Here is a 25,876-nt window from a genome sequence, read left to right as displayed (position 1 = left end):
TCAAAGCTGTGTGCGGTTGAGGTCAGCGCTCGCCGAGCGCCTCATCGACGGTTTTGGTGATGGGTTTGGTGAGGTAGGTGAGCACCGAACGCTTGTGGGTGCGCACTTCCACGGTGGCGGTCATGCCGGGGCTGACCTGAATGGGCTTGCTGCCCGCGTTACCCGCGCCGCGATCCTTCAGGCGGATATGGACGCGGTAATAGAAGTGCTCGCTACCCTGCGGCCCCGGTTCGCTCAGCGCATCCGGGCTGATGTAGACAACCTCGCCGGCAAGGCTGCCGTAGATGCTGGGATCATAGGCATCGAGCTTGACCTGCGCGGACTGGCCGACCTTGACCGAGCCGAGATCGGCGGGGCTGAACTTAGCCTCGACGATCAGTTCGCTGGTCGTGGGCAGCATCTCGATGATGGCATCGCCCGGCCGCACCGAGGCGCCCAGCGTGGTCACGTTGATCTTGCGGATCTGCCCGTCATGCGGCGCGCGCAGCTCGGTAAAGCCGAACACCGCCGAGCGCTCGCGCAGCGCCTCTTCCTGCGTGGCGAGATCCTCCTCGGCCTTGGTCATCTCGGCCTGGGCGTCCTGGAAGTATTTGTTGCGGGCATTGACGATCTGCCCGTCGAGCTCGGCGACCGCGCGCTTGAGGCGGATCACCTCGGCCTGCCCGACATCGCCCGCCGCCAGCAGCGGCTGCGTGATATCGAGCTCGGCCTGCACGAGCCGGCGGCTCTGAACGAGCGCGCCAATGCCCTCGTTGAGTGCCTGACGGCGCCGGTTGAACAGATCGGTCTGGTTCCTGCGGAACGCCGGATAAGCCTCCAGCTCGGGCGGGAACACCAGCGCCTGCCCGTAAACCTCGGCCCGCAGCCGGGCGAGCGTCGCCTTGAGCGCGGCCACCTTGTTGCGGCTGTCGTCATAGGCCGCCGAGGCGCGGCTCTGGTCCATGAGAGCCAGAAGCTGACCCTTGCGGACCATCTGCCCTTCCTCGACCTTCATCTCAGCCAGCACGCCGCTGTCCGCCGCCTGGATGACCTGCGTGCGGGCCAGCGCGATCACCTGTCCCCGGGCGCGGGCCAGCTGGTCGATCTGCGAGACGCTTGCCCAGATCAGCAGCGCCACAATGCCAAGGCCGGTGATCACGATGAACCAGCCCCCCGGCCCCAGCGGAAGCCGAGCCAGCTGCTGGCGCACGCTGCCCAGGCCCGCGCGCATCGCCCTTGGATCTTCCATCTTCATGCCACGCTTCCCTTGTGATGCTCAGCTTGTGCGCCCGGTTGTGCAGCCGGCCCCTGTTGTGCCGCCGGACCCTGGCGCAGCCGCTCGATCACCGCGTCGCGCGGGCCATCGAGCGCGATGCCCTGCGGGGTCAGCACGATCAGCCGGTCGATGAGCTCGAGCAGGCGCAGCTTGTGGGTGACCAGCACCAGCGTCTGGCCAGGCTGAACCGCCGCGCGCAGGGCCGAGAGGCAGCGCTCCTCGGTGCCATCGTCCATCGACGAGGTCGGCTCATCGAGCAGCCACACCTGCGGGCGGGCCAGCAGCAGCCGGGTCAGGCCAATGAGCTGGCGCTGACCGCCCGACAGGCCCCCGCCGCCTTCGGCAATGCGCAGATGCACGCCCTCGGGACGCCCGGCGAGGAAGCCGGCAAGACCAGTCGCCTGGATCGCCGCGACCAGCTCTTCATCGCTCACATAAGGCAGGCCCATGGTCAGGTTGTCGCGCAGCGTGCCGCTGATCATCCGCGCCTGCTGGGGCAGATAGCCGATCAGCTCGGCCCGCCGCTCGCTGGCGATATGCTGCAGATCGAGCCCGTCGAGCAGCACATGTCCCCGCTCAGGCTTGACCAGCCCGGCGAGCAGCTTGAGCAACGTGCTCTTGCCCGATCCCACCGCCCCCAATATGCCCACCCGCTCGCCCGGCGCGATGGTCAGCGCCGGCAGCTTGAGCGGGGCAGGCTGCGAGGCCCAGGCGAACTCCAGATTGGCGACCTCGACCCGGCCCTGGATCGCATCGGGCACCAGCGGCGCATTGATGCCGTCATTGTCCTGCTCCGAAGCGTAAAGCCGCTCGAGATTGTCAAGCGCGACCTTGGCATTGGCGCCCTGCACCAGCAGCCCAGGAATGGCGTTGACGGGGGTGAGGACCCGGCCCGAGACGATCGAGCAGGCGATGATCGCGCCCACGGTCAGGCTGGTGGTCGTCGCGGCCAGATAAGCGCCGGTCGCCACCATGCTGACATAGCTGATCTGCTGGACCAAGCCCGAGATATAGCCCGCTGTCTCGTTGAGATGACGGATCTCGGTCATCTCGTCGGCGGTCCGCCGCGAAAGATCGTTCCAGCGGTTGCGCATCTGCCATTCGCCGCCGCTGGCCTTTAAAAACTCGGCGCCCTGGATGGTCTCGACCAGCAGGCCATAGCGCTGGTTACCGACCAGATTTTCCCGCGCGCTGTGCGCCTCGATCGCCCGGCGCGAGCGCAGCCCGGCAGCGACCGCCACCACGAACGCCAGGGCCGGCACCGCTGCCACGAACGGCCCGCCGATGAGGAAGATGACCGCCAGGAAGAACAAGGCGAACGGCACGTCGGTGAACAGATAGAGCTTGCGCGCGACGATGAACGCCCGCACCCCCTCATAGCCGCGCACCTGCGCCGCGAACGTCCCCACGCTCGGCGGATATTGGTCGAGCCGCGTCGAGAGCATCCGCTGGAAGACGCTCATCGCCGCCTCCAGATCGATGCGATGCACCGCCTTGTCGACAATGGCCGAACGCGCCAGCTTGAGCGCGAACTCAATGCCGATGGCGATCGCCGTGCCGACCGTCAGCACGATCAGCGTCGAGACACCGCCCTGCCCGATCACCCGGTCATAAACCTGCATCGAGTAAAGCGAGGTTGCCAGCACCAGGATGCTCGCCAGCGTCGAGGCCAGCGCCGCCATCACCACCCAGGATTTGTCGACGGCCATGATCGCCTCGAACACGCCCTTGGCGGTGCGCGCATGGGCGATCTCGCCACGCGGGGTGACGCCGGCGAACATCGTGCCTTCGGGCCATGCCGCCATCCGCTCGCGACCCTGCGGCCCCTCGCACAGCCAGGTGCCGTCGTTGCTCAGGCTCAGCACCATGCGATAGCCGGCGCCGGGCACCAGCGCGATCATCGGCAGGTCCGCCTCATGCGGTTCGCGCCGCCAGCGCGAGAGCTTGAGCCGCAGCGTCTCGCACAGCGCCAGCGCCGCGCGCGCCGCAATGCGGCTTTCCTCGCCGGGAGCGCCAGCACTGAACAGCGCGCGGATGCGGCGACCGTCGCGCCGGGTCAGGCCACCCTGGCACTCCAGCGCCGTCGCCAGGCGCCCGCCCAGCCAGATCACGCCATCGGCAAAGGGCGTCGCGGGCGGCGGCCCCATGAAGAGGACGTCCTCGGACGCACTCTCAGGCGCCCCGGCGGGAGTCTCGGCCGGTGAGGGCCCTGCAATCAGTTCCATGGGAAGGCCCCTTCCTTGAGGCGCAAGCGGTAGCGGGCGATCAAAAGCTGGACCTGCGCATCGCTCAGGCTCCGCTCGATGTCGGTCTGCTCTCGGGTGACATTGAGAACGTCCAGCCAGCTGCGCTTGCCGGCTAGGAACATCCGGTTGTAGGATTCGAAGGTCTGCTGCTGCACGCCCCGGCTGACCTGCAGCTCGCGCACCAGGCTGCGCGCCGCGCGCCAGCTCGCCAGATCGGCCGCGACCTCCGCCGTCAGATCCGCCCGATAGGCATCGCGGGCATTGCGCGCCGCGCTCTCCAGCGCCTGTGAGGCCCGAATGCGCTCCACCGAGGCAAGCCCGGAGCCGAAGGCGAACTTCACGCCCACCACCACCCGCGTGTCAGGCAGCGCCGAGGCATAATAGCGATCGTCCGAGAAGCGCTGTTCGGCCCGCGCATAGATGGTCGGCATCATCGCCCTGGACGCCACCCGCGCCTCGGCCTTGGCGACGCCGATCTCCTGCTCGGCGCGCAGCAGCGCCGGGTTGGTCTCGATGGTGCGCGCCAGCAGATCCTCGCTGCGCACATCCAGCGGCTCGTCGCCTGCCGCCACGTCGAACGCGATCCGCGCCGGATCGATCGGCCGCCCGGTCAGCTGGCTCAGCGCCTCGGTCGCCGATTGCTCGATCGCCTGATAGTTGGTCAGCGTGTTGCGCGAGAGGCTTAGCCGGGTGAGCACCAGATTATGATCGACCGGCGCGGACAGGCCCGTGGCCACCCGCCGGCGCATCATGCCTTCCAGCGCTTCCAGCCGGGCAATGTCGGCCGCATAGACCTGCGCGCCCAGACGCGCCGCCACGAACCGGCCATAGCTGTCGATCACCCGCAGCGCGATCTGGTAGCGGGTCGCGTCGATCGCCGCTTCCGCCGAAGAGAGCCGCGCCTTGGCGGCATCGACGTTCGCGCCGATCCGCCCGAACGTCCACACCGGCTGCGTCAGCGTGCCCGTGACGACATAGCCCCGCCGCCCCCGCTCGCTCTCGAACGCCGGCTCGGGAAAATACGCCCAGCGCGCGCTCGCCACCTCATAAGCCGAAGCCCGCGCGCCATCGGTCTGCGACAATACCTGCGGATTGTTCCGCGCGGCCTGCGCCATCAGATCATCCAGCGACAGAGAGGACGGCTCAGAGACCGAGCCCGGCGCTGCGGCCACGGCCGCCGGCGCGCGAACATCGCCCTGCTGCGCAAAGGCCGTAAGCGGAGCAACAAGCACCGCCCCCAGCACAGCGCAGCCGATCAGCCCGCCCCCGCGCCCTGCGGGACCGCGCAAACCACGACACAGCGTCGCAGCGCGCCTCGTCCCAACCCCCTCAAACATCGAAATCACCCTGAATATCCTGATCTTGTGCCGACATCGCCAACCACCCCGCGCCAAAGCTACGAAGCGACCCGCACAACCAGTTGAAGAAGAAGCCACCACAGCAGCAGACTGACCGGAGCACCCAGGAGAATGCCCCGCGCCAGCGAAGGCTGGCCTCCGTCGCTGTCTTCCAGCTCGCCGGGTGCGGGACTCGCTATGCAAAGGGGATCTGGAGCCAAAGAGACATGCCCAACATGCCGCGTGCTCATCCCGGAACACTCCAGCCTGCTTCCCGGTAAGCCTGCCGTTTCTCGAAGAGAGCCAGCACATTGGTTTGGACCGCGTCCTTGAACCAGGGGCGAACCACAGAAGGACGGCCCATATGATAGCCCTGCAGCCAGATCGCGCCGGCCTCACGCGCCAGATCGAATTCCTCCTCGGTCTCCACGCCTTCAACGACCACGTCAGCGACAAAGCTGCCCGCCAGGCCGATCAGATGATGCAGTGCCACGCGATCCGGCTCGGAGCCGATCGCCCGGCGCAGGAAGAAGGCGTCGATCTTGATAATGTCGGGCTGCAGCGCCAGCAGCGAACGCAGCGAGGCATGGCCAACGCCGAAATCGTCCAACGCAACCCGCACGCCGAGCTTGCGCAAACAGGCGACAAGGGTGACGGCCTGCCCCATGTCCCGGAACTGCGCGGTTTCAGTGACTTCTACGATCAGGCGGCTCGCCAAATCGGGATCCCGACGAAGCTGCTCAGCCACTTCGCTCCACCATGGGCTCAACCAAGCGCTCTGCGCCGAGATATTGACCGCAAGGCACACATCGGGATCGCGCCGCAACTCTTCGATGACCCGCTCGACACCATGGCGATCGATCATCTCGACCAGACCGAGACGCTCCAGCGCGCCGATGGCCTCACCGGCCGACACTTGTTGACCATCGTCCAGCACCCGCAGCAATGCTTCATGATACAGTACGGTGTCTTCGACGCATCCGCTGCGCACCGGCTGCCAGACCGGCAACAACCGCCCGTGGGACATGGCTGACAAAAGCCATGACGCTCGCGCCATGTCAGCCTTGTATCGCCGGACCCAATCCGCCCCGGCTGCTGAGGGCTCGCCGATGAAGCGCACGTCCGAAAGCCTGGCTCTCAGGATCTCGCCGCTCGCCTCGAGATGCGGGTCGGCCTGCACATCATTTGTCAGTGACCAGGCCCCACTGACCGCGACATGCAGATCGACTCCTTCAAACGTAAATGGCACTGCAGCGACACGCGCACCGAAATCCCGCACGAATTGGGCGCAACTCGCCTCCGACATATCCCGGCCGCCGAACAAGCCCGGATCCAAGATGACAGTAGAAACCAAACCGTCCACAGACCGGTCAACGACCGCCCTGCTACCCACTGCATCGCGCAACATGCCGTGCACAAAATCCACGGCCCGGGGCCGTACCCCTTCTCCGTACGCACGGACGAGATGAGTTAGATTATCGAGCCGAAATGCCAGCATGGCGAAGCTGGACAGCGGCGTGGCCGACCAAGCGGACATGCGACAATCATACACTGCAGCCTGCTCAGCCATTCCGAACACCCCAACTTTCCTGAGTCAGAGACAGAATAACTAATAATGTTCCGCGTCGTGATTTTATGGCATTATATCAGTGTCTTAATGACATCAGCGAGACCGGAAAATCCACGACATCGGAGGTGTTGGCATGCTGAGCATGGTGTTTGCCGGTGACGGTGGCCGCAAATATCTGACTCACGAGGAGCGCGCGGCCGTGCTTTCGCGCGCGTCGGAGGATGCACCGGAAACCTATACTTTCTGCATGGTCCTCGCTGTCACGGGATGCCGGATATCGGAGGCGCTGGCGTTGACCCTGAAGAGCATAGACCTGAGCTCTCAATGCATCATCATCGAAAGTCTCAAGAAGCGTCGCAGGGGGATTTATCGCGCTGTGCCTGCACCGATGGATCTCGTGAAACTGATCCACGATGTCCATGGCGGCGATGAAGAGGGTGCACTCTGGACCTGGTCGCGCATGACAGCCTGGCGAAAAATCAATAGCTTGATGAAGTCGGCGGGGATCGAAGGGTTGCAGGCAACGGCCCGAGGCTTCCGACATGGTTTTGGCGTATCAGCCGTGCATTCGGGCGTGCCGCTGAACATGGTGCAAAAGTGGATGGGCCATTCAGACATCAGCACCACGGCAATTTACACAGGCGCGGTAGGCCGAGAGGAACTGGAAATCGCCAGCCGCATGTGGGGCGCTCGATATCACAGGGCCGCCAAGCCTGGGCGAAGGCGCGCCGCCCGCATCGGTTCCACCCCGCAAAGTGGGATCATTAATTAATCAGAAGTTGAGAATTAACACAGTTGGGGTTGCAGCATGTTACATTATTAGTTATAATGTAACATACAAAATCATATATTATCATATGCTTACCCGATTTTCTGTTGCGACGCAGCACAAATAGCACCCGTCAAGTCGCGATGCTATTTTAAGATGATTAACGGTGGATTAAGGGAGAAGGTTCCGGTCAGGAACGCGGGCCAAAGGAGAGGGTGGTGCTCTCGAACGATCGAACATCAGCTTTGTAGGCGGCTCCCGACCAGACCCAGTCGCTCAGATTTGCTGCGCTGAACGTCGTATTTTTACCGAAAACGGTGGATCGCCGAAAGGAAAGCAGAAGGTCAGCGAAGTGCCTTATCTCGGTATCGAGATACAAAATCGGCCTGCGCCACAAGAGGCCACGGTCCGCCCGCAACGTCGAACCTACTCCACCGTCACGCTCTTCGCCAAATTCCGGGGCTGGTCCACGTCCGTGCCCTTGAGCACCGCGACGTGGTAGGCGAGGAGTTGCACGGGCACGGCATAGACCATCGGCGCGATGAGGGGGTGGACCTTGGGGAGCGCGAGTGTGGCAAGGCAGCCTTCACCGGCGGCGGCGATGCCCTCCTCGTCCGAGATCAGCACGACCTTGCCGCCGCGGGCCTGCACTTCCTGCATGTTGGAGACGGTCTTCTCGAACAGCGGGCCTGAGGGCGCGATGACGATGACCGGCACCGCCTCGTCGATCAGCGCGATGGGGCCATGCTTCATTTCACCCGCCGCATAACCTTCGGCATGGATGTAGCTGATTTCCTTGAGCTTCAGCGCACCTTCGAGAGCCAACGGATAATCGGTGCCGCGCCCCAGATAGAGCACGTCCCGCGCGGGCGCGATGTGCGGCGCGAGGGCCTGGATCGCCTCGTCCTGCATCAGCGCCTGATTGATCGCGGCAGGGGCCTCGGCCAGATGGCCGACGATCCGCTGCTCTTCCGCGCGCGTTAGCCGTCCCTTGGCGCGGGCGAGATTGGCCGCGAGCGCGGCGAGCACGGCAAGCTGGCAGGTGAAGGCCTTGGTCGAGGCGACCCCGATCTCCGGCCCGGCATGGGTCGGCAGCAGCAGGTCCGCCTCACGCGCCATCGAGCTGGTCGGCACGTTGACGACGACGGCGATCTTCTGCCCTTCCGCCTTGGCATGGCGCAACGCCGCGAGCGTATCGGCGGTCTCGCCGGATTGGGAGATGAAGAGGGCAAGGCCGCCCGCCTCCATCACCGGCTCGCGATAGCGAAATTCCGAGGCGAAATCGAGATCGACCGGCACGCGCGCGAACTGCTCGAACCAGTATTTGGCGACCATGCCGGCATAGAAACTGGTGCCGCACGCGACAATCGTGACCCGGCCGATGGCAGACAGGTCGAAGTCCGGGATCGGCAGGGAGAGCGTGTCGTCGATCCGCCGGAGGTAGCTGCGCAGCGTCTGGGCGACCACCACCGGCTGCTCGTAAATCTCCTTGAGCATGAAGTGGCGGTGATTGCCCTTATCGATCATCGCACCGGACACGCCGGAGATGGTGACCGCGCGCTCGACGGGATTGTTGGCCCGGTCGAACACCTGCGCACCCTCGCGCGTCACCACCACCCAGTCGCCCTCGTCCAGATAGGCGATGCGCTGGGTGAGCGGGGCCAGCGCCAGCGCGTCCGACCCTAGGTAGGTCTCGCCATCGCCATGGCCGACCACCAACGGCGAGCCAAGGCGCGCGCCGATCAACAGATCGGGGTGACGACGGAACAGAATAGCGAGCGCAAAAGCGCCGTGCAGACGAGGCAGCACCTGCTTCACCGCCTCCTGCGGCGAGGCGCCCTGCTCGACCAGTTCGCTCACCAGATGCGCGACGACCTCAGTATCGGTCTCGCTGGCGAACACCCGCCCGCGCCCGATCAGCTCATCGCGCAGCGCCTTGAAATTCTCGATGATGCCATTGTGGACCACCGCGACCTCGTCCGTCGCATGGGGGTGCGCGTTGCTCGTGGTCGGCGCGCCATGGGTGGCCCAGCGGGTGTGGGCGATGCCGGTCGCGCCCGCCAGCGGCTCGGCGGCCAGCACGCGGGCAAGATTGACGAGCTTGCCCTCGGCCCGCCGCCGCTCGATCCGGCCATCCACGATTGTAGCGACGCCGGCGGAATCATAGCCGCGATATTCGAGCCGCCGCAGCCCGTCGAGCAGGCGCTCCGCAACATCCTGCGTGCCGACGATGCCGATGATTCCGCACATGGGGTGAGCCTTCCTTGAATTCAGATCGTGTAGGGGATGCGGATGCCCGGCATATTGGCCGGGAAATCCCTGCTGTTGCGCGTCACCAATATGCGCCCGCTCAACTGGGCCGAAGCGAGAATGATGGCATCGGGCAATTTAAGCGAACCGCGCTGCTGCCGAAGCGAGGCGGCCCGCCGCCCGACTTCCTCGGTCACTTCCGCGATCGCGAACAGGTCCAGAAAGCGCTCCGTCTCGGCATGGAGCCCCTCCGGGGCGCCGGCCATGATCTCGATCCAGCTGATCCGGCTGATCCACGGACGACGAGCGCGCTGCAGTTCCGCCCAAGCCTGCGGGCGTTCATGAAGCGCATCGATGAGAATATTGGTGTCGAAGTAGAACTCGCTCACGGTTGAGGTGCGCCCTCGGCGCTCTCCCAATCCCGATCCCACTCGCCACGGGCGCGACGTTCATAGGCCAGCCCATCCACCGATGAGCCATGCTGTGCCCAGAGGCCGAAAAAACGCTCCACTCCCTGCATGGACTGGGCGGCACGATAGCTGCTGACGGCCTCGCGGAGGATTGCCGCGCGGGATGTCCCCTGCTGCGCGGCCTGCTCCTCAAGCCACTTCACATCGTCGTCGGAAAGGTCAGCCAGGAAGCGCATGATATATTGATATCATATCGTGATATCATGTCAATGCGCGCCTCGGCCACGCAAGAAAAGAGGGCGAACCACATAGCTGGCCGCCCTCTTTCCTATCCCAACTGCCCAAATGCACCCGGAGGCGCATTTCCCACGGACAGGTTCGGCTCGCGCCGATAAGGATCGATGATCAGCGCTGCACTCCCCACAATCGGGCAACGCCGATTGCGTCCCACGAAGGATCGCTGCTCATCTGCTGGGCTCGACCCTCTCAAAAATGCTGCCAGGGCGATTGGACATTTTCGACAATCGCGCAGAATTTTTCCTCGGTTCGTCGATAAAATGCCACCGGATGGCAGGGGGCCTCAGCTATCTTTCTTGTGCGCCGCACTTTTCTTTTTGCGCATCGCGTCATGGAAGCGATCGGCCCAGCCCGGCTTCACGAACTGTTCCGCGCGGACCAGACGAAGCTCTCCGTCCCCGACATCGCGCGAGACGGCGCTGCCTGCCGCGACGATGGCATCCCGGCCGATCCGCACCGGCGCGATCAGGGCGCTGTTGGAGCCGATAAAGGCGCGGTCGCCGATCACTGTTTCGTGCTTGAAATAGCCGTCATAGTTGCAGGTGATCGTGCCGGCACCGATGTTTACCGCCTCGCCCACCTGCGCGTCGCCGACATAGGAGAGATGGTTCACCTTGCTCCCCGCGCCCAGCACGGCCTTCTTGATCTCGACGAAATTGCCGACCTTGGTCTTTTCACCCAGCCGCGCGCCGGGCCGCAGCCGCGCAAACGGCCCCACCGAAGCATCGCGGCCGACATGGGCGCCCTCCAAATGGCTGAAGGCATGGATCGTCGCGCCCTCCTCCACCACCACGCCGGGGGCGAAGACGACATTGGGCTCGACGGTCACGTCGCGGCCAAGAGCGGTGTCGTAGGCGAAAAACACCGTCTCCGGCGCGACCAGCGTCACCCCGTCGCGCATTGCCTCCGCACGCCGCGCCTGCTGCCAGCTCGCCTCGACCGCCGCCAGTTCTGCCCGGCTGTTCACGCCGGCGACCTCATCCGCGCTCGTCTCGATGACCGCGCTCGCCCGCCCGTCAACGGCAGCGAGCATCACGATATCCGGCAGATAATATTCGCCCGCCGCATTGTCATTGCTGACCCGATCGAGCAGCGCGAACAGATCCTCCGCGCGCACGGCCATCAGGCCGGAATTACAGAGATCCTCGGCGCGCTCGGCCTCGGTCGCGTCCTTATACTCGACCATCTTGCCAATGCGTCCATCGGCAGTGGCGATGATGCGGCCATAAGCGGCGGGATCGCGCGGGCGGAAGCCGAGCACGACGCAGGCCGGCGCATCATCCTCATGCAGGCGCGCGATCATCGCCCGCATGGTCTCGGCGCGGACCAGCGGCACATCGCCGTAGAGAATGAGCACATCGCCCGCAAAGCCCTGCAGCGCCGCCGCGCTCTGCGCAACGGCATGGCCCGTGCCGAGCTGTTCGGCCTGCACCGCGATGTCGATCCCGCGACCGGCCACGGCGGCCTCCACCTGCTCGCGCCCGGCGCCGACCACGACGATCTGCCGCGCCGGATCGAGCGCGCCGGCGCTTGCCAGCAGGTGGAGCAGCATCGGGCGGCCAGCGAGCGGATGCAGCACCTTGTGCCTGGCCGACTTCATGCGCGTCCCCTGGCCGGCAGCAAGAATGATAACGGCAAGCGGGCGGTTGATCGGATCGGGCACGGGCACTCTCTTGTTGGCGAGATCGAGGGGCGATCAGGACAGGGCAGGCAAGCCTTGCCATGTTTGACTTGATCGCGCCACTGCCCAGAAGGCATGGGGCAGCGATGACCACCTTTGCTTTCGACCTTGTCGGCTTCGATCTTGACGGCACGCTGCTGGATACCGGCGCGGACCTGACCGCCGCCGTCAATCATGCGCTCGCCACGCGCGGTTACGGCCCCTTTCCGGTCGAGACCATCCGCCCGTTCATCGGCAAGGGCGCGCGGCGCATGCTGGCGCGGGCACTGCAGGAATCGGGCGAGCAGGACGAGGCGCTGGTCGATGCGCTGCTGCCGATCCTGCTGGACCATTATGCCGCCAACATCGCGGTGCATACCCAGCCCTATCCGGGCCTGATCGAAGCCATGGACGCACTCTCCGCGCGCGGGGTGCGACTGGCCATCTGCACCAACAAGCGCGAGGCGCTGGCGCGCAGTCTGCTCGATCAGCTCGGCCTCACCCCCCGCTTCGCCGCCATCGTCGGCGGCGACACGCTCGGCCCCAACCGGATGAAGCCGCTGCCCGATCTGCTGCTCGACATGGTGGAGAAGGCCGGCGGCGGGCGCACCATCTTCCTGGGCGATACCGACAATGACACGCTGGCCGCCCGCGCTGCTGCCATCCCCTCGATTGCGGTCAGCTTCGGCTTCGTGCCCTGCACGGCGGAAGAGATCGGCGCGGATGCCGGTATCGACCATTATGACGAGCTGGTGCCGCTGCTGGAGCGCTGGGCGGTCTAAGTCCCTCACTGCCCCAGCGCCGCGATCTTTGGAATCGCGCTGGCAGTGCGAATCATCTACGGGGTGGCCATGGCCCGCGTCGATCGCTCGATCTGGATTTTGCTGCTGACGGGGGCCCTCGCGACCGTCATCGTCTATGCCCTGACCGGCAGCGCGGAAGCCACGTTGACCTCGGCGGTGGCCTGCCTGTTCGGCGTCGCGCTGCTCTTCGATGCGCTGGAGCGCCGCGCAACGCCGTCCCTGATCTCGGCACCTGCGCCTGACGCGAATGGCGCGAGCCTCAGCCAGATCGACACCCTGCTCCAGGCCCTGCCGCATCCGAGCCTGATCGTGGAGCGCGGGCGGATCGAGCGCTGCAATGACGCCGCGCTGGCGCTGCTCGGCCGCCACATCATCGGGCAGGACGTGCGGCTGGCACTGCGCCACCCGGCCGCGATCGATCTGCTCACCGGCCCCAATCAGGCGCAGGCCCCCGCCCGCGTTGACATCATCGGCCTGGGCGCCGCTGGCCAAAGCTGGGCGCTCGACATTCAGCCGATTGCCAACGGCCGCCTGCTCGCCTTGCTGTTCGACCAGAGCGACAAGCAGGCCGCCGAGCGGATGCGCGTGGATTTCGTCGCCAATGCCAGCCATGAGCTGCGCACACCGCTGGCCGGCATCCTCGGCTTCATCGAAACCCTGCGCGACCCGGTCGCGGGCGCCGATGCGGCCACCCGCGAACGTTTCCTCACCATCATGGATGGCGAGGCGCGGCGGATGCAGCGGCTGGTGGACGATCTCATGTCCCTCTCCCGCATCGAGGCGGACAAATATCGCTCGCCCGACCAGCCGGTGGCCTTCGCCCCGCTGGTGGAGGAAGTGGTGCAGGTCTTCCGCCAGGGGCAGAACAAGCGCGGGCAGGATATCGTGACGCAGGTCGACCCGGACTTGCCGCCGGTCCGTGGCGACCGTGCGCAGTTGAGCCAGCTGCTTCACAACCTCATCAGCAATGCGCTCAAATATGGCGCGGCCGGCACGGCGGTGATGGTGCGGGCCGCTCCGCATGAGCGCAACATGGTGCTCCTGGCGGTGAGCGATCAGGGCGAGGGCATTCCGCCCGAACACCTCCCCCGCCTCACCGAGCGCTTCTACCGAATCGACTCAAGCCGCAGCCGCGCGATGGGCGGAACGGGCCTCGGCCTCGCCATCGTGAAGCACATCGTGCAGCGCCATGGCGGAATTCTTCAGTTCGACAGCAAGGTCGGCGTGGGCACCACCGTGCGGGTGGAACTGCCGGTCTTCCGCGCTCTTGCGGGCGAAGACGCTGCGGCCGGCACCACCCGGGCCGCACCTGCCGGGGTGGCCGAGTCACAAAAGTGAAACAGAAACGTCACAGAGGCGCGAGGAACCCGGTTCTAAGGCGACGCCGGGCAACACAAGCGCCTCCCGGAGACCAGTCCATGCGTCACGCATTTTTCGCCGCGTCCCTGCTCATGCTCGCGGCCTGCCAGAACCAGCCCGGTGGCGGCGCGCGCGATCAGATCCGCGCTGTCGGCTCGTCCACTGTCTATCCCTTCGCGCAGGAGGCAGTGCGCCTCTTCCAGAATGACAATCCCGGCATGAAAGCGCCGATCATCGAATCCACCGGCACCGGTGCCGGCATCAGCCTGTTCTGCAAGGGCGTCGGCGCCCAGAACCCGGATATTGCCAACGCCTCCCGCCGGATGAAGAAATCCGAGTTCGAGGCGTGCAAGGCAAACGGCGTCAACGAGATCATCGAAATCCAGATCGGCCTGGATGGCCTGGCGCTGGCGGAATCCGTGAAGGGCCCCAAGATCGCGCTGACCACCAAGCAGGTCTATGAAGCGCTGGCCGCCAATCCCTATGGCAAGGGCCCGAACAAGGCCAAGACCTGGCAGGACATCGACCCCTCGCTGCCTGCCATTGCCATCTCCGTCTTCGGCCCGCCCTCGACCTCCGGCACGCGCGATTCGCTGGCCGAGCTGATCCTGACCCCGGGCTGCGACACCGACCCGGCCATGAAGGAACTCAAGGCCAAGGATGAAGACAAGCACAAGCAGCTCTGCACGCAGATCCGCGAGGACGGCGCCTATGTCGATGCCGGCGAGAATGACAATCTGATCGTGCAGAAGCTGAATGCCAATCCCGATGCGGTCGGCATCTTCGGCTTCTCCTTCCTCGAGGCCAATCGCGACACGGTGCGCGACATTGCCATCAACGGCCAGGAAGCCACTTATGAAACCGTCGCCGGCGGCTCCTATCCCGGTGCCCGTCCGCTCTACATCTATATGAAGAAGGCCCATCTCGCGGCCATTCCGGGCCTCAAGGCCTATATGGAAGCCTTCGCCAAGAACTGGGCACCCGATGGCGCGCTGGCCCGCCGTGGCATGGTCGCCGCGCCCGAGGATGTGCGCACGGCCAATGCCGAGCGCATCGCAAACCTCACCGTGCTGAACGGCGACGAACTGCACTGATCGGACAATCCAACCGGTGACGGCGCGCTGCCGCCACCGGTTCCTGCCAGGTTTAATGGCCAAAGGGGTATGAGCGAATGACCGGCGTAATGATCGTCCTGATCATAGGCGCGCTTGGGGTGATCGGCTGGATCATCGCCCGAGCACGCGCCACCCGGCTGCAGGCGGAAGTCGGTCGTCTCGCGACCAACAGCCGCCCCACCCAGCATGGCTGGTATGTCGCGCTATGGACCATGCTGCCGGCCTTCGCCTTCCTCGCGGTCTGGGCGAATGTGATGCCCGCGCTGATCGCGGACTCGGTGCTGGCTACGCCCGCAGCCCAGAGCCTGCCCACCGACGATTTCTCCCGCAACGCGATCCTCGCCGAAGCACAGTCCATTGCCACCGGGTCGCAGGCCGCCGCCTTCAATCCGCAAGCCACGGAGCTGGTCGAACCCTATCGCGTCGCGACGACGCGCTATTCGACCATGGGCGCGATCCTCGCCGCGATCCTGGCCTTCGCCTGCGGCGCCTATGCCCTCTCGCGCGTGCGCCCCGCCTTCACCGCCCGCCACCGCGTCGAGAAGGTGGTGATGTGGTCGCTGCTCGGCGCCTCGCTGATCGCCATCGTCACCACCGCCGGCATCGTCGCCTCGCTGGTGTTTGAATCGATGCGCTTCTTCTCGATGGTCAACCCATTCAACTTCCTGTTCGGCCTCAACTGGAGCCCGCAATCGGCCGCGATGGGCTATGGCAATGAGGACGCCTTTGGCGCAGTGCCGCTGTTCTGGGGCACGATATTCATTGGCGCCATCATCGCCATGATCGTCGCCATTCCGCTCGGGCTGATGAGCGCCATCTACCTCACCCAATATGCCCGCCCGACGACCCGCAAGTGGATGAAGCCCATTCTTGAGGTGCTCGCCGGCGTTCCGACGGTGGTCTATGGTTATTTCGCGGCGCTGACCGTCGCGCCGGCGCTGCGCAGCCTCGCGGTCTCGCTCGGCATTTCCAATGCATCCTCCGAGAGCGCGTTGGCCGCGGGCCTCGTGATGGGCATCATGATCATCCCCTTCGTCTCCTCCATGGCGGACGACAGCATCGCCGCCGTGCCGCAATCGATGCGCGACGGCAGCCTCGCCATGGGCGCGACGACCAGCGAGACGATCCGCAAGGTGCTGATCCCCGCCGCGCTACCCGGCGTCGTTGGCGGCGTGCTGCTCGCCGTGAGCCGCGCGATTGGCGAGACCATGATCGTGGTGATGGCGGCCGGCCTTGCCGCCAACCTCACCCTCAATCCTTTCTCCAGCGTGACGACCGTGACCACCCAGATGGTCCAGCTCCTGACCGGTGACCAGGAATTCGACAGTGCCAAGACGCTCGCCGCCTTCGCGCTCGGGCTGGTGCTGTTCGTCGTCACATTGCTGCTCAACATCGTCGCCCTGCGGGTCGTGAAGAAATATCGGGAGGCTTACGAATGAGCGGCGAGACTGTTCTCGACCGGGCTGCGGCCAGCGACCGCGCCGAACGGGTGCCGACCGACTGGCGCGGCGATGCGATGAAGCGCCGCATTGCGCGCCGTTACGCCGCCGAGCGCCGGTTCCGCCTGTGGGGCATGGCCGCCGTGCTGGTTTCGGCAGGCTTCCTTGCCTTCCTGCTCATCTCGATGATGGGCAATGGCCTGCGCGGCTTCACGCAGACGGAAGTCGCCGTGCCCATCGATTTCCCGCGCTCGCCCGCGCTGATCGATCCGGCGGTGCTTGCGACCAACCCCGAGCAGGCGCTGGCCAGTGCCAATCTGCCGGCGGTGCTGGAGCAGGCCACGAGGGAGGCGTTCGGCCTCCCCGAGACCCAGATCCTCTCGCCCAACGCCGTGCTCACCCTGCGCAAGGCGATCATCAGCGATCCGACCATTCTCCAGCGCAAGGCCACGGTGAACCTCCCCGCCTCGACCGGCCTGGACGTGGCGATGAAGAGCGACGGCACGCCCGCCGATGAGGCATTGGTCGCCAAGCTCGGCGATGCCGGCGCGCTCTCGACCGCCTTCAACATCGGCTTCCTCACCGGCAGCGATGGCACGGACCCGACCATGGTCGGCATCTGGGGCGCACTCAAGGGCTCGCTGATCACGATGGTGATCACGCTCGCGCTGAGCTTCCCCATCGGCGTGTTCGCCGCGCTCTATCTGGAAGAATATGCCCCGCGCAATCGCTGGACCGACCTCATTGAAGTGTCGATCAACAATCTGGCGGCGGTGCCCTCGATCATCTTCGGCCTGCTTGGCCTCGCCATCTTCCTCAATGTGATGCACCTGCCCCGCTCCGCACCGCTGGTCGGCGGCATGACGCTGGCGCTGATGACCATGCCGGTCATCGTCATCGCCGGGCGCAATGCCATCAAGGCCGTGCCGCCCTCCATCCGCGATGCGGCGCTCGGCATCGGCGCCTCCCCGGTGCAGGTGGTCTTCCACCATGTGCTGCCGCTGGCCCTGCCCGGCATTCTCACCGGCACGATCATCGGCATGGCCCGCGCGCTTGGCGAGACCGCGCCACTGCTGATGATCGGCATGCGCGCCTTCGTCTCGCAGCCGCCGGGCGGCTTCACCGATCCCGCCACCGTGCTGCCGGTGCAGATCTTCCTGTGGTCGGACGAAGTGGGCCGGGGCTTCATTGAAAAGACCTCCGCCGCAATCATCGTGCTGCTGGCGTTCCTGCTCACGATGAACAGCATCGCGATCTTCCTGCGCAACAAATTCGAGAAGAAATGGTAATGGCCGATATGCAGACCAGCGCACCCAAGATGTCCGCTCGCGGCGTCAAGGTCTTCTATGGTGACAAGCAGGCGATCGACAATGTCTCGATCGATGTGAACCTCGACAATGTGACGGCCTTCATCGGCCCCTCGGGCTGCGGCAAATCCACCTTCCTGCGCACGCTCAACCGCATGAACGATACGGTTGCAAGCGCGCGGGTGGAGGGCGAGATCACGCTCGACGGGCAGGACATCTACGCCTCCGGCATGGACGTGGTGCAGTTGCGCGCACGGGTGGGCATGGTGTTCCAGAAGCCCAATCCCTTCCCCAAGTCGATCTATGAGAACATCGCCTATGGGCCGCGCATCCACGGCCTTGCCGCCAGCAAGAGCGACCTCGATCAGGTTGTCGAGAAGTCGCTGCGCCGCGCCGGCCTGTGGGAGGAAGTGAAGGACCGCCTCAACGAGAGCGGCACCGCGCTCTCGGGCGGCCAGCAGCAGCGCCTGTGCATTGCGCGCGCGATTGCCGTGGACCCGGAAGTGATCCTGATGGACGAGCCCTGCTCGGCGCTCGACCCGATCGCCACCGCCAAGATCGAGGAGCTGATCCTGGAGCTGCGCGGCAACTACGCCATCGTGATCGTAACGCATAACATGCAGCAGGCGGCGCGCGTCTCCCAGCGGACGGCCTTCTTCCACTTGGGCAAGCTTGTGGAACAGGGGCCGACGACCGAAATCTTCACCAACCCGCGAGAAGAGCGCACCAAGGATTACATCACCGGACGCTACGGCTGACATCGGCCGATTGGATGGACAGGAACGAGCTATGACGGAACACACGCTCAAGGCCTTCGACGACGACATCAACGCCCTGCGGGCGCTGATCGCCGAGATGGGCGGCCTCACCGAGGATGCCATCGACAATGCCATCAAGGCGCTGACGACGCGCGATGTGGCACTCGCCAAGAGCGTTGTCGCCGGCGATGCGCGGATCGACGAGCTGGACGCGCATATCGAGCGGCTGGTGGTGCAGACCATCGCCCTGCGCGCGCCGATGGCGGACGACCTGCGCGAGATCATCGCGGTGCTCAAGATCGCCGGCATCGTCGAGCGCATGGCCGATTATGCCAAGAACATCGCCAAGCGCGTGGAGACGGTGACGGCCTCCAGCCGCATGGAGCCGCTCTCGCTGCTCCCCTCCATGGCGCAGATCGCCCGCGAGATGGTCAAGTCCGCGCTCGATGCCTTCGCCGCGCGCGATGCGCAGCAGGCGCTGGCCGTGATCGAGCGGGACCGGGCGGTGGACGATTTCTACAATTCCATCTTCCGCACCATGGTGACGTTCATGATGGAGAACCAGAAGATGATCTCCGAGAGCGCGCATGTGCTCTTCATCGCCAAGAATCTGGAGCGCATCGGCGACCACGCCACCAACATCGCCGAGATGGTCCATTACGTCGCGACCGGCGCCAAGCCGCCGGAGCGGGAGAAGGGAACGTCAGTCGATCTGCTGGCGGAGGACTGAGTGGTGGTCCGCGCAAAGATGTTGCTCGTCGAGGACGATGCGGCGCTGGCGGAACTGCTCATCTGGCACTTCCAGCGCGAAGACTTCGACGTCACGCAGACGCCCGACGGCGAGGAAGCGCTCATTCTGGCGCAGGAGAGCACGCCGGACATCGTGCTGCTCGACTGGATGGTGGAGAATCTCTCCGGCATCGAGGTCTGCCGGCGCCTGCGGCGGATGCCGGAGACGGCCAACGTCCCGATCATCATGCTCACCGCGCGCGGGGAGGAGGAAGACCGCGTGCGGGGCCTCGAAACCGGCGCTGACGATTATGTCACCAAGCCGTTCAGCCCGCGCGAGTTGATCGCCCGCGTCAACGCTGTGCTGCGCCGCGTCCGCCCTGCCCTCGCCGGCGAGGTTCTGACCTTTGCAGATCTGGAAATGGATACGGTGGCCCACAAGGTGCGGCGCGCCGGGCAACTCGTCGCGCTCGGCCCCACCGAGTTCCGCCTGCTGCGCCATCTGCTCGAACATCCCGGCTGGGTGTTCTCCCGCGAGCGCCTGCTCGACAGCGTTTGGGGGCAGGACAGCGAGATCGAACTGCGCACCGTCGATGTCCATATTCGCCGGCTGCGCAAGGCCGTGAATGCCGGCGGCCTGCCGGACATCATCCGCACCGTCCGCTCAGCCGGCTATTCGCTGGATGCCGACGCAGCCTGACCGCGCGCTGTCAGCAACGCGCGGCCGCGCCGCTCGTCAGAACTCATACTGCGCGCGCAGACCGAACACGTCGCTACCATAATCGTCCCGCGTGCCGGCGACGACGGGCGTATCGCGCACTTCGACGCGCAGATAATTGGCCAGGAACTTCACCCGCTCGATCGGCACCCAGATGAGTGACACGCCGTAGGTCTGCTCGCGGCCGCCATTGATCAGGCCATCGTCGAGATCGAGCCAGTCATAGCGCAGGTTGAGCTGCCAGGCGCCCGAGCCGCCCTTGTCCAGCCCGCGCGTGGGCTTGATCGAGCCGAAGGTGCCATTGCGATAGCCCCGGCCGGAGGCCCCGGCGAGGATGTAGCCGACTTCCCCATATCCGCCGAAGAAAGTCGGATCGGCAAGGCCGGGCCGCGCCACTTTCTGCCAGAAGCCTTCCGCTGCCACATGCCACCGTCCCCGCAAGGCCGCAAATTCCAGGCCATAGCCCGTCTCCGCGCTGGCGCTGAACAGGCCGGTGTCGACAAAGCGCACATCGGTCGTCCGCGCGCCGGGCCGGGCGCGATATTGGAGGACGTCCGTCAGATCGTTCAGCTCCCGGTGATGCAGCGAGCCGCCGAGATGAAGCTGCGTTTCGCCGAGCTTGGGCATGAACACCAGCCGGCCATCCAGCGCATAGCTGTTGCTGGTGACGCCGGACGTGCCCAGCGCCGCGAGATCATCCGCAAAGGCGCCGGCGGAAAGCAGCACGTCGCCGATGCGGTAGGTGGCCGACAGCCCCAGCCGCCGCTCCAGACCAAAGGCCTGCGTATAGGCCGCGCGCTCGAGGAAGCTGGTTTCCAGATCGCTGGTCAGGTCTTCCAGCGTGGTGATGCGGTGATGCCCGACCGTCAGCGTAAGCGGCCCACGCTCATAGGTGAGCCAGGCGTCGGTGAACTGCGCGCTGCCGGACGCGAAATCCAGCTCCAACCGATAGCCAAAGCCCCCACCCAGCGTGCCGTCCGCACCGAGATAGGCGCGGCGCACGTCGGCCGACCAGCCCAACGTGGGCGAGTTGATGCCATCCGGGCGGGAGACGACGTTGGTATCGAGTTGCAGCCGACCGCGCGGCTTAAAAGAAAGCCCGCCCTCGCCGCTAAATTGCGGCGCGCCACGCCAGCTCACTTGCGTGTCCGGCTTGGCGCTCGCTGCGGGCGCAGGGGTGGCAGTCTGGGCAGAGGCGACCGCCGCCTCGGGGGCCGCGGAGGGCGTTGAGGACGCGCCCTGTGTGCCCTCGACCTTGTCGAGGCGGGCCTCCATGCTCTCAAGCTGCGCTCTTAGCCGCGTAATTTCTGCCCGCAGCGCGGCGACGTCATCCGGGGCGGAGGCTTGCGAGGACGCCTGGGCCAGCACGGGCGCGGGTATCGTCAGCGCGCTCGCAGCGAGAAGCGCCGCCATCAGGGGAAATCGCAAGGTCCATGCTCCGTTCAAATGTCGGACGCCGGTATGACAGTTTGATGACAGTTTTGCGACAGCCGGGTGAAAGACCTAGCGGCGACGCTCCCGGAACCTAATCCTCGATCAGCTTCATCAGCCGGCGTTCGACGGGCGCCAGAATTCCGGCCAGTTCCTGCCCCCGGCGCAGGATCACGCCACTCTCTCCGATCAGCGCCCACATGCCCTGACGGTTGCGCAGAGACGGGCGCTTCTCGATGCGCACCTCCGGGCGTTCCGCCGTGCGGCGGAAGGCGGAAAAGATCGCGACGTCCCGATTGAGATCGATGGCATAATCGCGCCACTGCCCGGCCGCGACCATGCGTCCGTACAGATCCATGATGCGCGAGAGTTCCAGTCGGTCGAAACTCGTCTGCGTGGGCGGGCTATTGGCCGGTGCGGGCCTGGGAGGAAATGGTGTGACGTTGCTCATCAAGCCGAGGTGCGGGACTGGCCATCAGCGCCGTCCGCGCGCCGGGCTTCCTGCTCGGCAACCAGATCCGCCAACCGCTTGCGCAGCACTTCGACTTCGCACTGGAGGATTTCCAGCTTCTGCGTCGCCGGATCGTAGGTCTCGCTGCACGGCGTACCATAAGGCGTGAACGGCTTTTGATATTCCTTGGCATCGACCAGCGTCGCGCGGGCCGGAATGCCGATCATCACCGCGCCCGCCGGCACGTCCTTGGTCACCACGGCATTGGCCCCCACCCGCGCGCGCTCACCCACGGTGATTGGGCCGAGCACCTGCGAGCCCGATCCGATGATCGCGCCATCGCAGATCGTCGGGTGGCGCTTGCCGGCAATTCCATTCGCCGGATCGGTGCCGCCCAGCGTCACGCACTGGTAGATGGTCACATTGTCGCCAATCAGCGCAGTCTCGCCGATGACCGTGAAGCCGTGATCGATAAAGAAATTCTTTCCGATCGTCGCGCCGGGGTGAATGTCGATGGCGGTCAGGAAACGGGAAAAATGATTGACCAGACGCGCAAGGAAGAAGAGCCGCCAGCGAAACAGCTGATGCGCGACCCGATGCAGGCCGAGGGCCCAGACTCCTGGATAAATAAGGATTTCCAGCCGCGAACGCGGCGCGGGATCGCGCTCTTTCACGGAATCGAGGTAGGACAAAAGCCCCATGGCAAAGCGTCCCTTGCTGGCCGACAAGAGCAGCTATCTAGTCGCGATGCGTTGAAATTTCTAGAGCGTTGCCAGGATTAGGCCCAAGGACAATTTCCTTGCCAAGCCTCAAACGGCGGGCCTATTGTCCAGTGAGTTAATTGAGAAAGGCTTGCCCTTGCCCGACGCCTGGATGGATTTTGCGCTGATGCTGTTGCCCTTCGTGGCCGTCGGCTTCGGTGCGCAGATAATCGATGGCGCGCTCGGCATGGCCTATGGCGTCATTTCCAGCAGCCTCCTGCTCGCGCTCGGTGTTCCGCCCAAGGCAGCCTCCGCCAGCGTTCATGCCGCGGAGACCTGCACGACCGCCGTCTCCGCGATCAGCCATGTGCTGCATGGCAATGTCGACTGGAAGCTGTTTTGGAAATTGGTGGTTCCCGGGATGATCGGCGGCGTTGCGGGCGCCTATTTCCTCTCGAATATCGATGGCGAGCTGATCCGGCCCTATATCCTCTCCTACCTTGCCTTTATTGGCCTCTGGCTGCTTTGGCGCGGCCTGCGCCATACCGAGGCGCATGTGCGCGACCCCCGGTTCGTGTCGCCGCTCGGCCTCCTCGGTGGCTTCCTCGATGCATCCGGCGGCGGCGGATGGGGGCCCGTCGTGACCTCGAACTTGCTGATCCAGGGCACCAGCCCGCGTCACACGATCGGCACGGTCAACACGGTCGAGTTTTTCCTCACGCTGTCGATCAGCATCACCTTCCTCGTCCATCTCGGCTGGGAGACGTTCACCACCGCCACGACCGGGCTGTTGATCGGCGGCGTGCTGGCCGCGCCGCTCGGCGCCTGGATCGCCAAGCATGTTCCGGCCCGGCCTTTGCTCATCATGGTCGGTTGCGTGCTGACCTTGACCACCGGCTACGGCATCCTGCGCTCGCTTGAACTGATCGGCTAGATCGATTAAATTACCCCTTTCCAGCGGAAAGGGCGATCAATGTCGATCTACATGCCGACCCTCAAGCAGCTCCAATATCTGGTTGCGCTGAAGGAACATGGCCATTTCGGGCGTGCGGCGGATGCGTGCTTCGTCACCCAATCGACGCTCTCGGCCGGCATCCGCGAGCTGGAATCGCTGATCGGCGTCACCTTGGTGGAGCGTACCCGTCGTATCGTGCGCTTCACGGCGCTGGGCGACCGCATCGTCACCAAGGCCCACCGCGTGCTGCGCGAGGCCGAAGAACTGGCCGCCATTGCGCAGGCCTCCGGCACGCCGCTGGTCGGCGAATTGCGGATGAGCGTCATCCCCACCATCGCGCCCTTCCTCCTCCCCCGGTTGCTGCCCAGACTGCGCGAGGAGCGCCCGGCGCTGCAGCTCTATCTCCGCGAGGAAACCAGCCACGCGGCGCTCGACTCGTTGCGCCACGGCCATGCAGATTGCGTGCTGCTCGCCCTGCCCTTTCCCTGCGGCGATGCGGAAATCGAGGTGCTGTTCGACGATGCACTGTTCGTCGCCTTCCCCAAGGACGATCCACGCGACCCACCGGCCCTGATCACGCCCGAGATGATCGACGGCAATCGCCTACTGCTGCTGGAGGATGGCCACTGCCTGAAGGAACATGCGCTGGCTGCTTGCAACCGCGCGGAGTTGCGCACCGAGGCGACCATCACCGGCACGTCGCTGCATACGCTGGTGCAAATGGTGGATAATGGCCTGGGGCTGACCTTGCTGCCGGACATGGCGATAAGGGGCGGCATTCTTGCCAACACCAAGATCACCGCGCGGCCGATCCAGTCGCCGAGCGCCCATCGCGAGATTGCCCTGGTTTGGCGGCGCAACTCGCCGCGGGAAGCCGACTTCCGATTGATGGCGGACATTTTGCGCAACGCCGCGACCAGCCAGCAGGAGACAGCCGAGGCCGCCTAAGCGCCGGCTGGCCGTCAGATCGGGTCCAGCCGCCCCTGCCGCCAGATCGCCGCGCGCGCGTCGTCGGCGCCTTTCGCTTCGACCCAGCCCGCCGAGCCGTCATGCCGGATCTCCTGCTTCCAGAAGGGCGCAGAGACTTTGAGCCAGTCGATGAGAAACGCACAGGATTCGAGCGCAGCGACGCGGTGGGCGGAGGCGGTGCCGACGAAGACGATGCGCGCGCCGACCGGCAGTTCGCCGAAGCGGTGGATGACCGTCACGCCGAGCAACGGCCAGCGGGCGCAGGCCTCTTCGACCACCGCCGCGATCTGCGCTTGTGTCATCGCGGGATAATGCTCCAGCCGGAGCGCGCGCAGCCCGCCATCATCGCGTACCAGCCCAGTAAAGCTCGCGATCCCGCCACCATCCAGCCCTTCCAGCCGAGCCAACTCACGACCGGGATCGAAATCCTCCGCCGTGACGCTCAGCGAGATCGAGGGCGTGGCGTCAGCCACCGGTCACGGGCGGAAACATCGCCAGCTCGCGCGCCTGGCCGATGGCAGTGTCCAAGGGCACGAACTTCTGGTCCAGCGCCGCGCGCAGACGCCCCCGGTCGGCAAAGGCCGCCGCATGACCGGCGCTGCCGGCCGACAGGGCATCGAGAAGCTGCGCCACGGTCGTATCGGGCGAGGGCACGGGCTGCTGCTCTTCGTCCAGACCGATCCGCTCGCGCACCCAGGCGAAATAGAGAATCGTGATGTCGGCCATGATCAGACCGTCATGTGCTTGAGGCCGGCGCGCAGATAATCCCAGCCGGTGAGCAAAGTCAGCAACGCTGCCGCCCACAAGGTGACGAGGCCGGCAAGCTGGATGAACGCGATGTGCGGCAATCCGCCCGCCAGAATGAGCGCACCCAGCGAGACAAGCTGAAATGCCGTCTTCCACTTGGCGAGGCGCGACACCGGCACGGAAATCCGCAGGCCCGCGAGAAACTCCCGCAGGCCGGAGACCGCAATCTCCCGCAGCAGAATCACCAGCGCCGCGATGATATGGACGCCGTTGATGTTCTGGTTGGCACACAGGATGAGAATCACCGCGCCGATCATGATCTTGTCCGCGATCGGATCGAGAAACACGCCCAGCTTGGAGACCGTGCCCTGCGCGCGGGCTAGATAGCCATCGAAATAATCGGTGATGCCCATCAGGCAGTAGAGCCCGAACGCCGCGAGATAGCCGAGGCGCCAGGCGTGCACAGACTCGGCCGGCCACAAAAGGGCGACGAGCAGGGGCACCGCGAGAATCCGCGAGAGGGTGAGAATGTTTGGCAAGAACTTCACGACAATGCGGGTGCCACAGCCGTCCAGCGCAGACAAGGGGCTGCACGATGCG

The 25,876-nt window shown here is 65.4% G+C and carries 24 protein-coding genes and 2 pseudogenes; 11 read left to right on the top strand and 15 right to left on the bottom strand.

What is annotated here, in order from left to right:
* Nucleotides 1-22: 22 nt before the first annotated feature.
* From M2342_RS06700 to M2342_RS06685, 5 genes and pseudogenes are all read right to left on the bottom strand, one after another.
* Nucleotides 23-1,234 carry an HlyD family efflux transporter periplasmic adaptor subunit gene (locus tag M2342_RS06700; RefSeq protein ID WP_264578510.1) on the bottom strand — a complete coding sequence of 404 codons (1,212 nt, stop codon included), beginning with the start codon at nucleotides 1,232-1,234 and terminating at the stop codon, nucleotides 23-25.
* A pseudogene (locus M2342_RS17095) lies at nucleotides 1,231-1,926 on the bottom strand (ATP-binding cassette domain-containing protein); the annotation flags it as partial. The pseudogene M2342_RS17095 and the gene M2342_RS06700, both read right to left, overlap by 4 nt.
* Before the next feature lie 237 nt (nucleotides 1,927-2,163).
* Nucleotides 2,164-2,937: pseudogene (locus M2342_RS17090) on the bottom strand (ABC transporter transmembrane domain-containing protein); the annotation flags it as partial.
* A 533-nt stretch (nucleotides 2,938-3,470) separates the two neighbouring features.
* On the bottom strand, nucleotides 3,471-4,838 hold the full coding sequence (locus M2342_RS06690) for a TolC family protein (RefSeq protein WP_264578508.1): 1,368 nt from the start codon (nucleotides 4,836-4,838) through the stop codon (nucleotides 3,471-3,473).
* A 247-nt stretch (nucleotides 4,839-5,085) separates the two neighbouring features.
* Nucleotides 5,086-6,408 carry an EAL domain-containing protein gene (locus tag M2342_RS06685; RefSeq protein WP_264578507.1) on the bottom strand — a complete coding sequence of 441 codons (1,323 nt, stop codon included), beginning with the start codon at nucleotides 6,406-6,408 and terminating at the stop codon, nucleotides 5,086-5,088.
* A gap of 133 nt (nucleotides 6,409-6,541) precedes the next feature.
* Between M2342_RS06685 and M2342_RS06680 the strand changes: the two genes are divergently transcribed.
* Entirely contained in the window at nucleotides 6,542-7,180 is a 639-nt protein-coding gene (locus M2342_RS06680; protein WP_264578506.1) for a tyrosine-type recombinase/integrase, read from the top strand.
* A 423-nt stretch (nucleotides 7,181-7,603) separates the two neighbouring features.
* Here M2342_RS06680 and glmS read toward each other — a convergent pair whose 3' ends face one another.
* The 4 genes from glmS to glmU form a co-directional block, all read right to left on the bottom strand.
* Nucleotides 7,604-9,427, bottom strand: coding sequence for a glutamine--fructose-6-phosphate transaminase (isomerizing) (gene glmS / locus M2342_RS06675; RefSeq protein ID WP_181560138.1), 1,824 nt, complete (start codon nucleotides 9,425-9,427; stop codon nucleotides 7,604-7,606).
* Between the two features lie 20 nt (nucleotides 9,428-9,447).
* The gene (locus M2342_RS06670; RefSeq protein ID WP_264578505.1) at nucleotides 9,448-9,816 is read right to left on the bottom strand and encodes a type II toxin-antitoxin system VapC family toxin; all 369 of its coding nucleotides are present in this window, start codon (nucleotides 9,814-9,816) and stop codon (nucleotides 9,448-9,450) included.
* A complete protein-coding gene (locus M2342_RS06665; RefSeq protein ID WP_264573219.1) occupies nucleotides 9,813-10,073 on the bottom strand; it encodes a ribbon-helix-helix protein, CopG family in 261 nt (86 codons plus the stop codon). The genes M2342_RS06670 and M2342_RS06665 overlap by 4 nt, the downstream gene beginning before the upstream one ends.
* A gap of 344 nt (nucleotides 10,074-10,417) precedes the next feature.
* The gene (glmU, locus tag M2342_RS06660) at nucleotides 10,418-11,734 is read right to left on the bottom strand and encodes a bifunctional UDP-N-acetylglucosamine diphosphorylase/glucosamine-1-phosphate N-acetyltransferase GlmU (RefSeq protein ID WP_264580006.1); all 1,317 of its coding nucleotides are present in this window, start codon (nucleotides 11,732-11,734) and stop codon (nucleotides 10,418-10,420) included.
* A gap of 167 nt (nucleotides 11,735-11,901) precedes the next feature.
* On the opposite strand from glmU, the gene M2342_RS06655 reads away from it, so the two are divergent.
* The 8 genes from M2342_RS06655 to phoB all read left to right on the top strand — a co-directional run bounded on the left by M2342_RS06655 (nucleotide 11,902) and on the right by phoB (nucleotide 20,004).
* Nucleotides 11,902-12,576, top strand: a complete 675-nt coding sequence (locus M2342_RS06655) for an HAD-IA family hydrolase (protein WP_264578504.1) — start codon at nucleotides 11,902-11,904, stop codon at nucleotides 12,574-12,576.
* Between the two features lie 69 nt (nucleotides 12,577-12,645).
* Nucleotides 12,646-13,935, top strand: coding sequence for a sensor histidine kinase (locus M2342_RS06650; RefSeq protein WP_264578503.1), 1,290 nt, complete (start codon nucleotides 12,646-12,648; stop codon nucleotides 13,933-13,935).
* An 80-nt stretch (nucleotides 13,936-14,015) separates the two neighbouring features.
* On the top strand, nucleotides 14,016-15,050 hold the full coding sequence (locus M2342_RS06645) for a substrate-binding domain-containing protein (protein WP_264578502.1): 1,035 nt from the start codon (nucleotides 14,016-14,018) through the stop codon (nucleotides 15,048-15,050).
* A gap of 77 nt (nucleotides 15,051-15,127) precedes the next feature.
* The gene (gene pstC / locus M2342_RS06640; protein WP_264578501.1) at nucleotides 15,128-16,510 is read left to right on the top strand and encodes a phosphate ABC transporter permease subunit PstC; all 1,383 of its coding nucleotides are present in this window, start codon (nucleotides 15,128-15,130) and stop codon (nucleotides 16,508-16,510) included.
* Nucleotides 16,507-17,799, top strand: coding sequence for a phosphate ABC transporter permease PstA (pstA, locus tag M2342_RS06635; RefSeq protein WP_264578500.1), 1,293 nt, complete (start codon nucleotides 16,507-16,509; stop codon nucleotides 17,797-17,799). Before pstC ends, pstA begins: the two co-directional genes overlap by 4 nt.
* The gene (gene pstB, locus M2342_RS06630) at nucleotides 17,793-18,575 is read left to right on the top strand and encodes a phosphate ABC transporter ATP-binding protein PstB (RefSeq protein WP_181560145.1); all 783 of its coding nucleotides are present in this window, start codon (nucleotides 17,793-17,795) and stop codon (nucleotides 18,573-18,575) included. Before pstA ends, pstB begins: the two co-directional genes overlap by 7 nt.
* 31 nt (nucleotides 18,576-18,606) lie before the next feature.
* Nucleotides 18,607-19,305 carry a phosphate signaling complex protein PhoU gene (gene phoU, locus M2342_RS06625; protein ID WP_181560146.1) on the top strand — a complete coding sequence of 233 codons (699 nt, stop codon included), beginning with the start codon at nucleotides 18,607-18,609 and terminating at the stop codon, nucleotides 19,303-19,305.
* Nucleotides 19,306-19,308: 3 nt separating this feature from the next.
* Nucleotides 19,309-20,004, top strand: coding sequence for a phosphate regulon transcriptional regulator PhoB (gene phoB / locus M2342_RS06620; RefSeq protein ID WP_181560147.1), 696 nt, complete (start codon nucleotides 19,309-19,311; stop codon nucleotides 20,002-20,004).
* A gap of 36 nt (nucleotides 20,005-20,040) precedes the next feature.
* Here phoB and M2342_RS06615 read toward each other — a convergent pair whose 3' ends face one another.
* From M2342_RS06615 to epsC, 3 genes are all read right to left on the bottom strand, one after another.
* Nucleotides 20,041-21,435 carry an OprO/OprP family phosphate-selective porin gene (locus M2342_RS06615; RefSeq protein WP_264578499.1) on the bottom strand — a complete coding sequence of 465 codons (1,395 nt, stop codon included), beginning with the start codon at nucleotides 21,433-21,435 and terminating at the stop codon, nucleotides 20,041-20,043.
* 112 nt (nucleotides 21,436-21,547) lie between these two features.
* Complete coding sequence (locus tag M2342_RS06610; RefSeq protein ID WP_264578498.1) at nucleotides 21,548-21,904, bottom strand: DUF2794 domain-containing protein; 357 nt, start codon at nucleotides 21,902-21,904, stop codon at nucleotides 21,548-21,550.
* Nucleotides 21,904-22,605 carry a serine O-acetyltransferase EpsC gene (epsC, locus tag M2342_RS06605; protein WP_181560150.1) on the bottom strand — a complete coding sequence of 234 codons (702 nt, stop codon included), beginning with the start codon at nucleotides 22,603-22,605 and terminating at the stop codon, nucleotides 21,904-21,906. Before epsC ends, M2342_RS06610 begins: the two co-directional genes overlap by 1 nt.
* Before the next feature lie 172 nt (nucleotides 22,606-22,777).
* Between epsC and M2342_RS06600 the strand changes: the two genes are divergently transcribed.
* Both M2342_RS06600 and M2342_RS06595 read left to right on the top strand, forming a co-directional pair.
* Nucleotides 22,778-23,539 carry a sulfite exporter TauE/SafE family protein gene (locus M2342_RS06600; RefSeq protein ID WP_181561460.1) on the top strand — a complete coding sequence of 254 codons (762 nt, stop codon included), beginning with the start codon at nucleotides 22,778-22,780 and terminating at the stop codon, nucleotides 23,537-23,539.
* 39 nt (nucleotides 23,540-23,578) lie between these two features.
* Nucleotides 23,579-24,508 (top strand): hydrogen peroxide-inducible genes activator, encoded by a 930-nt coding sequence (locus M2342_RS06595; RefSeq protein ID WP_181560151.1) that lies wholly within the window; start codon nucleotides 23,579-23,581, stop codon nucleotides 24,506-24,508.
* Nucleotides 24,509-24,522: 14 nt separating this feature from the next.
* Here the strand turns inward: M2342_RS06595 and M2342_RS06590 are convergent, their stop codons facing one another.
* The 3 genes from M2342_RS06590 to pgsA are packed head-to-tail and all read right to left on the bottom strand — an operon-like array spanning nucleotide 24,523 to nucleotide 25,824.
* Nucleotides 24,523-25,002, bottom strand: coding sequence for a molybdenum cofactor biosynthesis protein MoaE (locus M2342_RS06590; protein ID WP_264578497.1), 480 nt, complete (start codon nucleotides 25,000-25,002; stop codon nucleotides 24,523-24,525).
* Nucleotides 24,995-25,255 carry a molybdopterin converting factor subunit 1 gene (gene moaD, locus M2342_RS06585; protein ID WP_264578496.1) on the bottom strand — a complete coding sequence of 87 codons (261 nt, stop codon included), beginning with the start codon at nucleotides 25,253-25,255 and terminating at the stop codon, nucleotides 24,995-24,997. Before moaD ends, M2342_RS06590 begins: the two co-directional genes overlap by 8 nt.
* A 2-nt stretch (nucleotides 25,256-25,257) precedes the next feature.
* Entirely contained in the window at nucleotides 25,258-25,824 is a 567-nt protein-coding gene (pgsA, locus tag M2342_RS06580) for a CDP-diacylglycerol--glycerol-3-phosphate 3-phosphatidyltransferase (protein ID WP_181560153.1), read from the bottom strand.
* Between the last annotated feature and the right edge of the window lie 52 nt (nucleotides 25,825-25,876).

The organism is Sphingobium sp. B8D3A (assembly GCF_025961995.1).
Taxonomy (GTDB): Bacteria; Pseudomonadota; Alphaproteobacteria; order Sphingomonadales; family Sphingomonadaceae; genus Sphingobium.
Note: the sequence above shows the minus strand (reverse complement) of the source record. Positions and strands in the feature narration are given on the sequence as shown.

Bases quoted from the DNA above. Each gene is read 5' to 3' on its own strand.
- M2342_RS06650 (WP_264578503.1), top strand. From the start codon at position 12,646: ATGGCCCGCGTCGATCGCTCGATCTGGATTTTGCTGCTGACGGGGGCC.
- moaD (WP_264578496.1), bottom strand. From the start codon at position 25,255: ATGGCCGACATCACGATTCTCTATTTCGCCTGGGTGCGCGAGCGGATC.
- M2342_RS06595 (WP_181560151.1), top strand. From the start codon at position 23,579: ATGTCGATCTACATGCCGACCCTCAAGCAGCTCCAATATCTGGTTGCG.
- pstB (WP_181560145.1), top strand. From the start codon at position 17,793: ATGGTAATGGCCGATATGCAGACCAGCGCACCCAAGATGTCCGCTCGC.
- M2342_RS06615 (WP_264578499.1), bottom strand. From the start codon at position 21,435: ATGGCGGCGCTTCTCGCTGCGAGCGCGCTGACGATACCCGCGCCCGTG.
- pstC (WP_264578501.1), top strand. From the start codon at position 15,128: ATGACCGGCGTAATGATCGTCCTGATCATAGGCGCGCTTGGGGTGATC.
- M2342_RS06600 (WP_181561460.1), top strand. From the start codon at position 22,778: ATGGATTTTGCGCTGATGCTGTTGCCCTTCGTGGCCGTCGGCTTCGGT.
- pstA (WP_264578500.1), top strand. From the start codon at position 16,507: ATGAGCGGCGAGACTGTTCTCGACCGGGCTGCGGCCAGCGACCGCGCC.
- M2342_RS06655 (WP_264578504.1), top strand. From the start codon at position 11,902: ATGACCACCTTTGCTTTCGACCTTGTCGGCTTCGATCTTGACGGCACG.
- M2342_RS06700 (WP_264578510.1), bottom strand. From the start codon at position 1,234: ATGAAGATGGAAGATCCAAGGGCGATGCGCGCGGGCCTGGGCAGCGTG.
- M2342_RS06680 (WP_264578506.1), top strand. From the start codon at position 6,542: ATGCTGAGCATGGTGTTTGCCGGTGACGGTGGCCGCAAATATCTGACT.
- phoU (WP_181560146.1), top strand. From the start codon at position 18,607: ATGACGGAACACACGCTCAAGGCCTTCGACGACGACATCAACGCCCTG.
- M2342_RS06685 (WP_264578507.1), bottom strand. From the start codon at position 6,408: ATGGCTGAGCAGGCTGCAGTGTATGATTGTCGCATGTCCGCTTGGTCG.
- M2342_RS06665 (WP_264573219.1), bottom strand. From the start codon at position 10,073: ATGCGCTTCCTGGCTGACCTTTCCGACGACGATGTGAAGTGGCTTGAG.
- epsC (WP_181560150.1), bottom strand. From the start codon at position 22,605: ATGGGGCTTTTGTCCTACCTCGATTCCGTGAAAGAGCGCGATCCCGCG.
- M2342_RS06610 (WP_264578498.1), bottom strand. From the start codon at position 21,904: ATGAGCAACGTCACACCATTTCCTCCCAGGCCCGCACCGGCCAATAGC.
- glmU (WP_264580006.1), bottom strand. From the start codon at position 11,734: ATGAAGTCGGCCAGGCACAAGGTGCTGCATCCGCTCGCTGGCCGCCCG.
- glmS (WP_181560138.1), bottom strand. From the start codon at position 9,427: ATGTGCGGAATCATCGGCATCGTCGGCACGCAGGATGTTGCGGAGCGC.
- M2342_RS06690 (WP_264578508.1), bottom strand. From the start codon at position 4,838: ATGTTTGAGGGGGTTGGGACGAGGCGCGCTGCGACGCTGTGTCGTGGT.
- M2342_RS06645 (WP_264578502.1), top strand. From the start codon at position 14,016: ATGCGTCACGCATTTTTCGCCGCGTCCCTGCTCATGCTCGCGGCCTGC.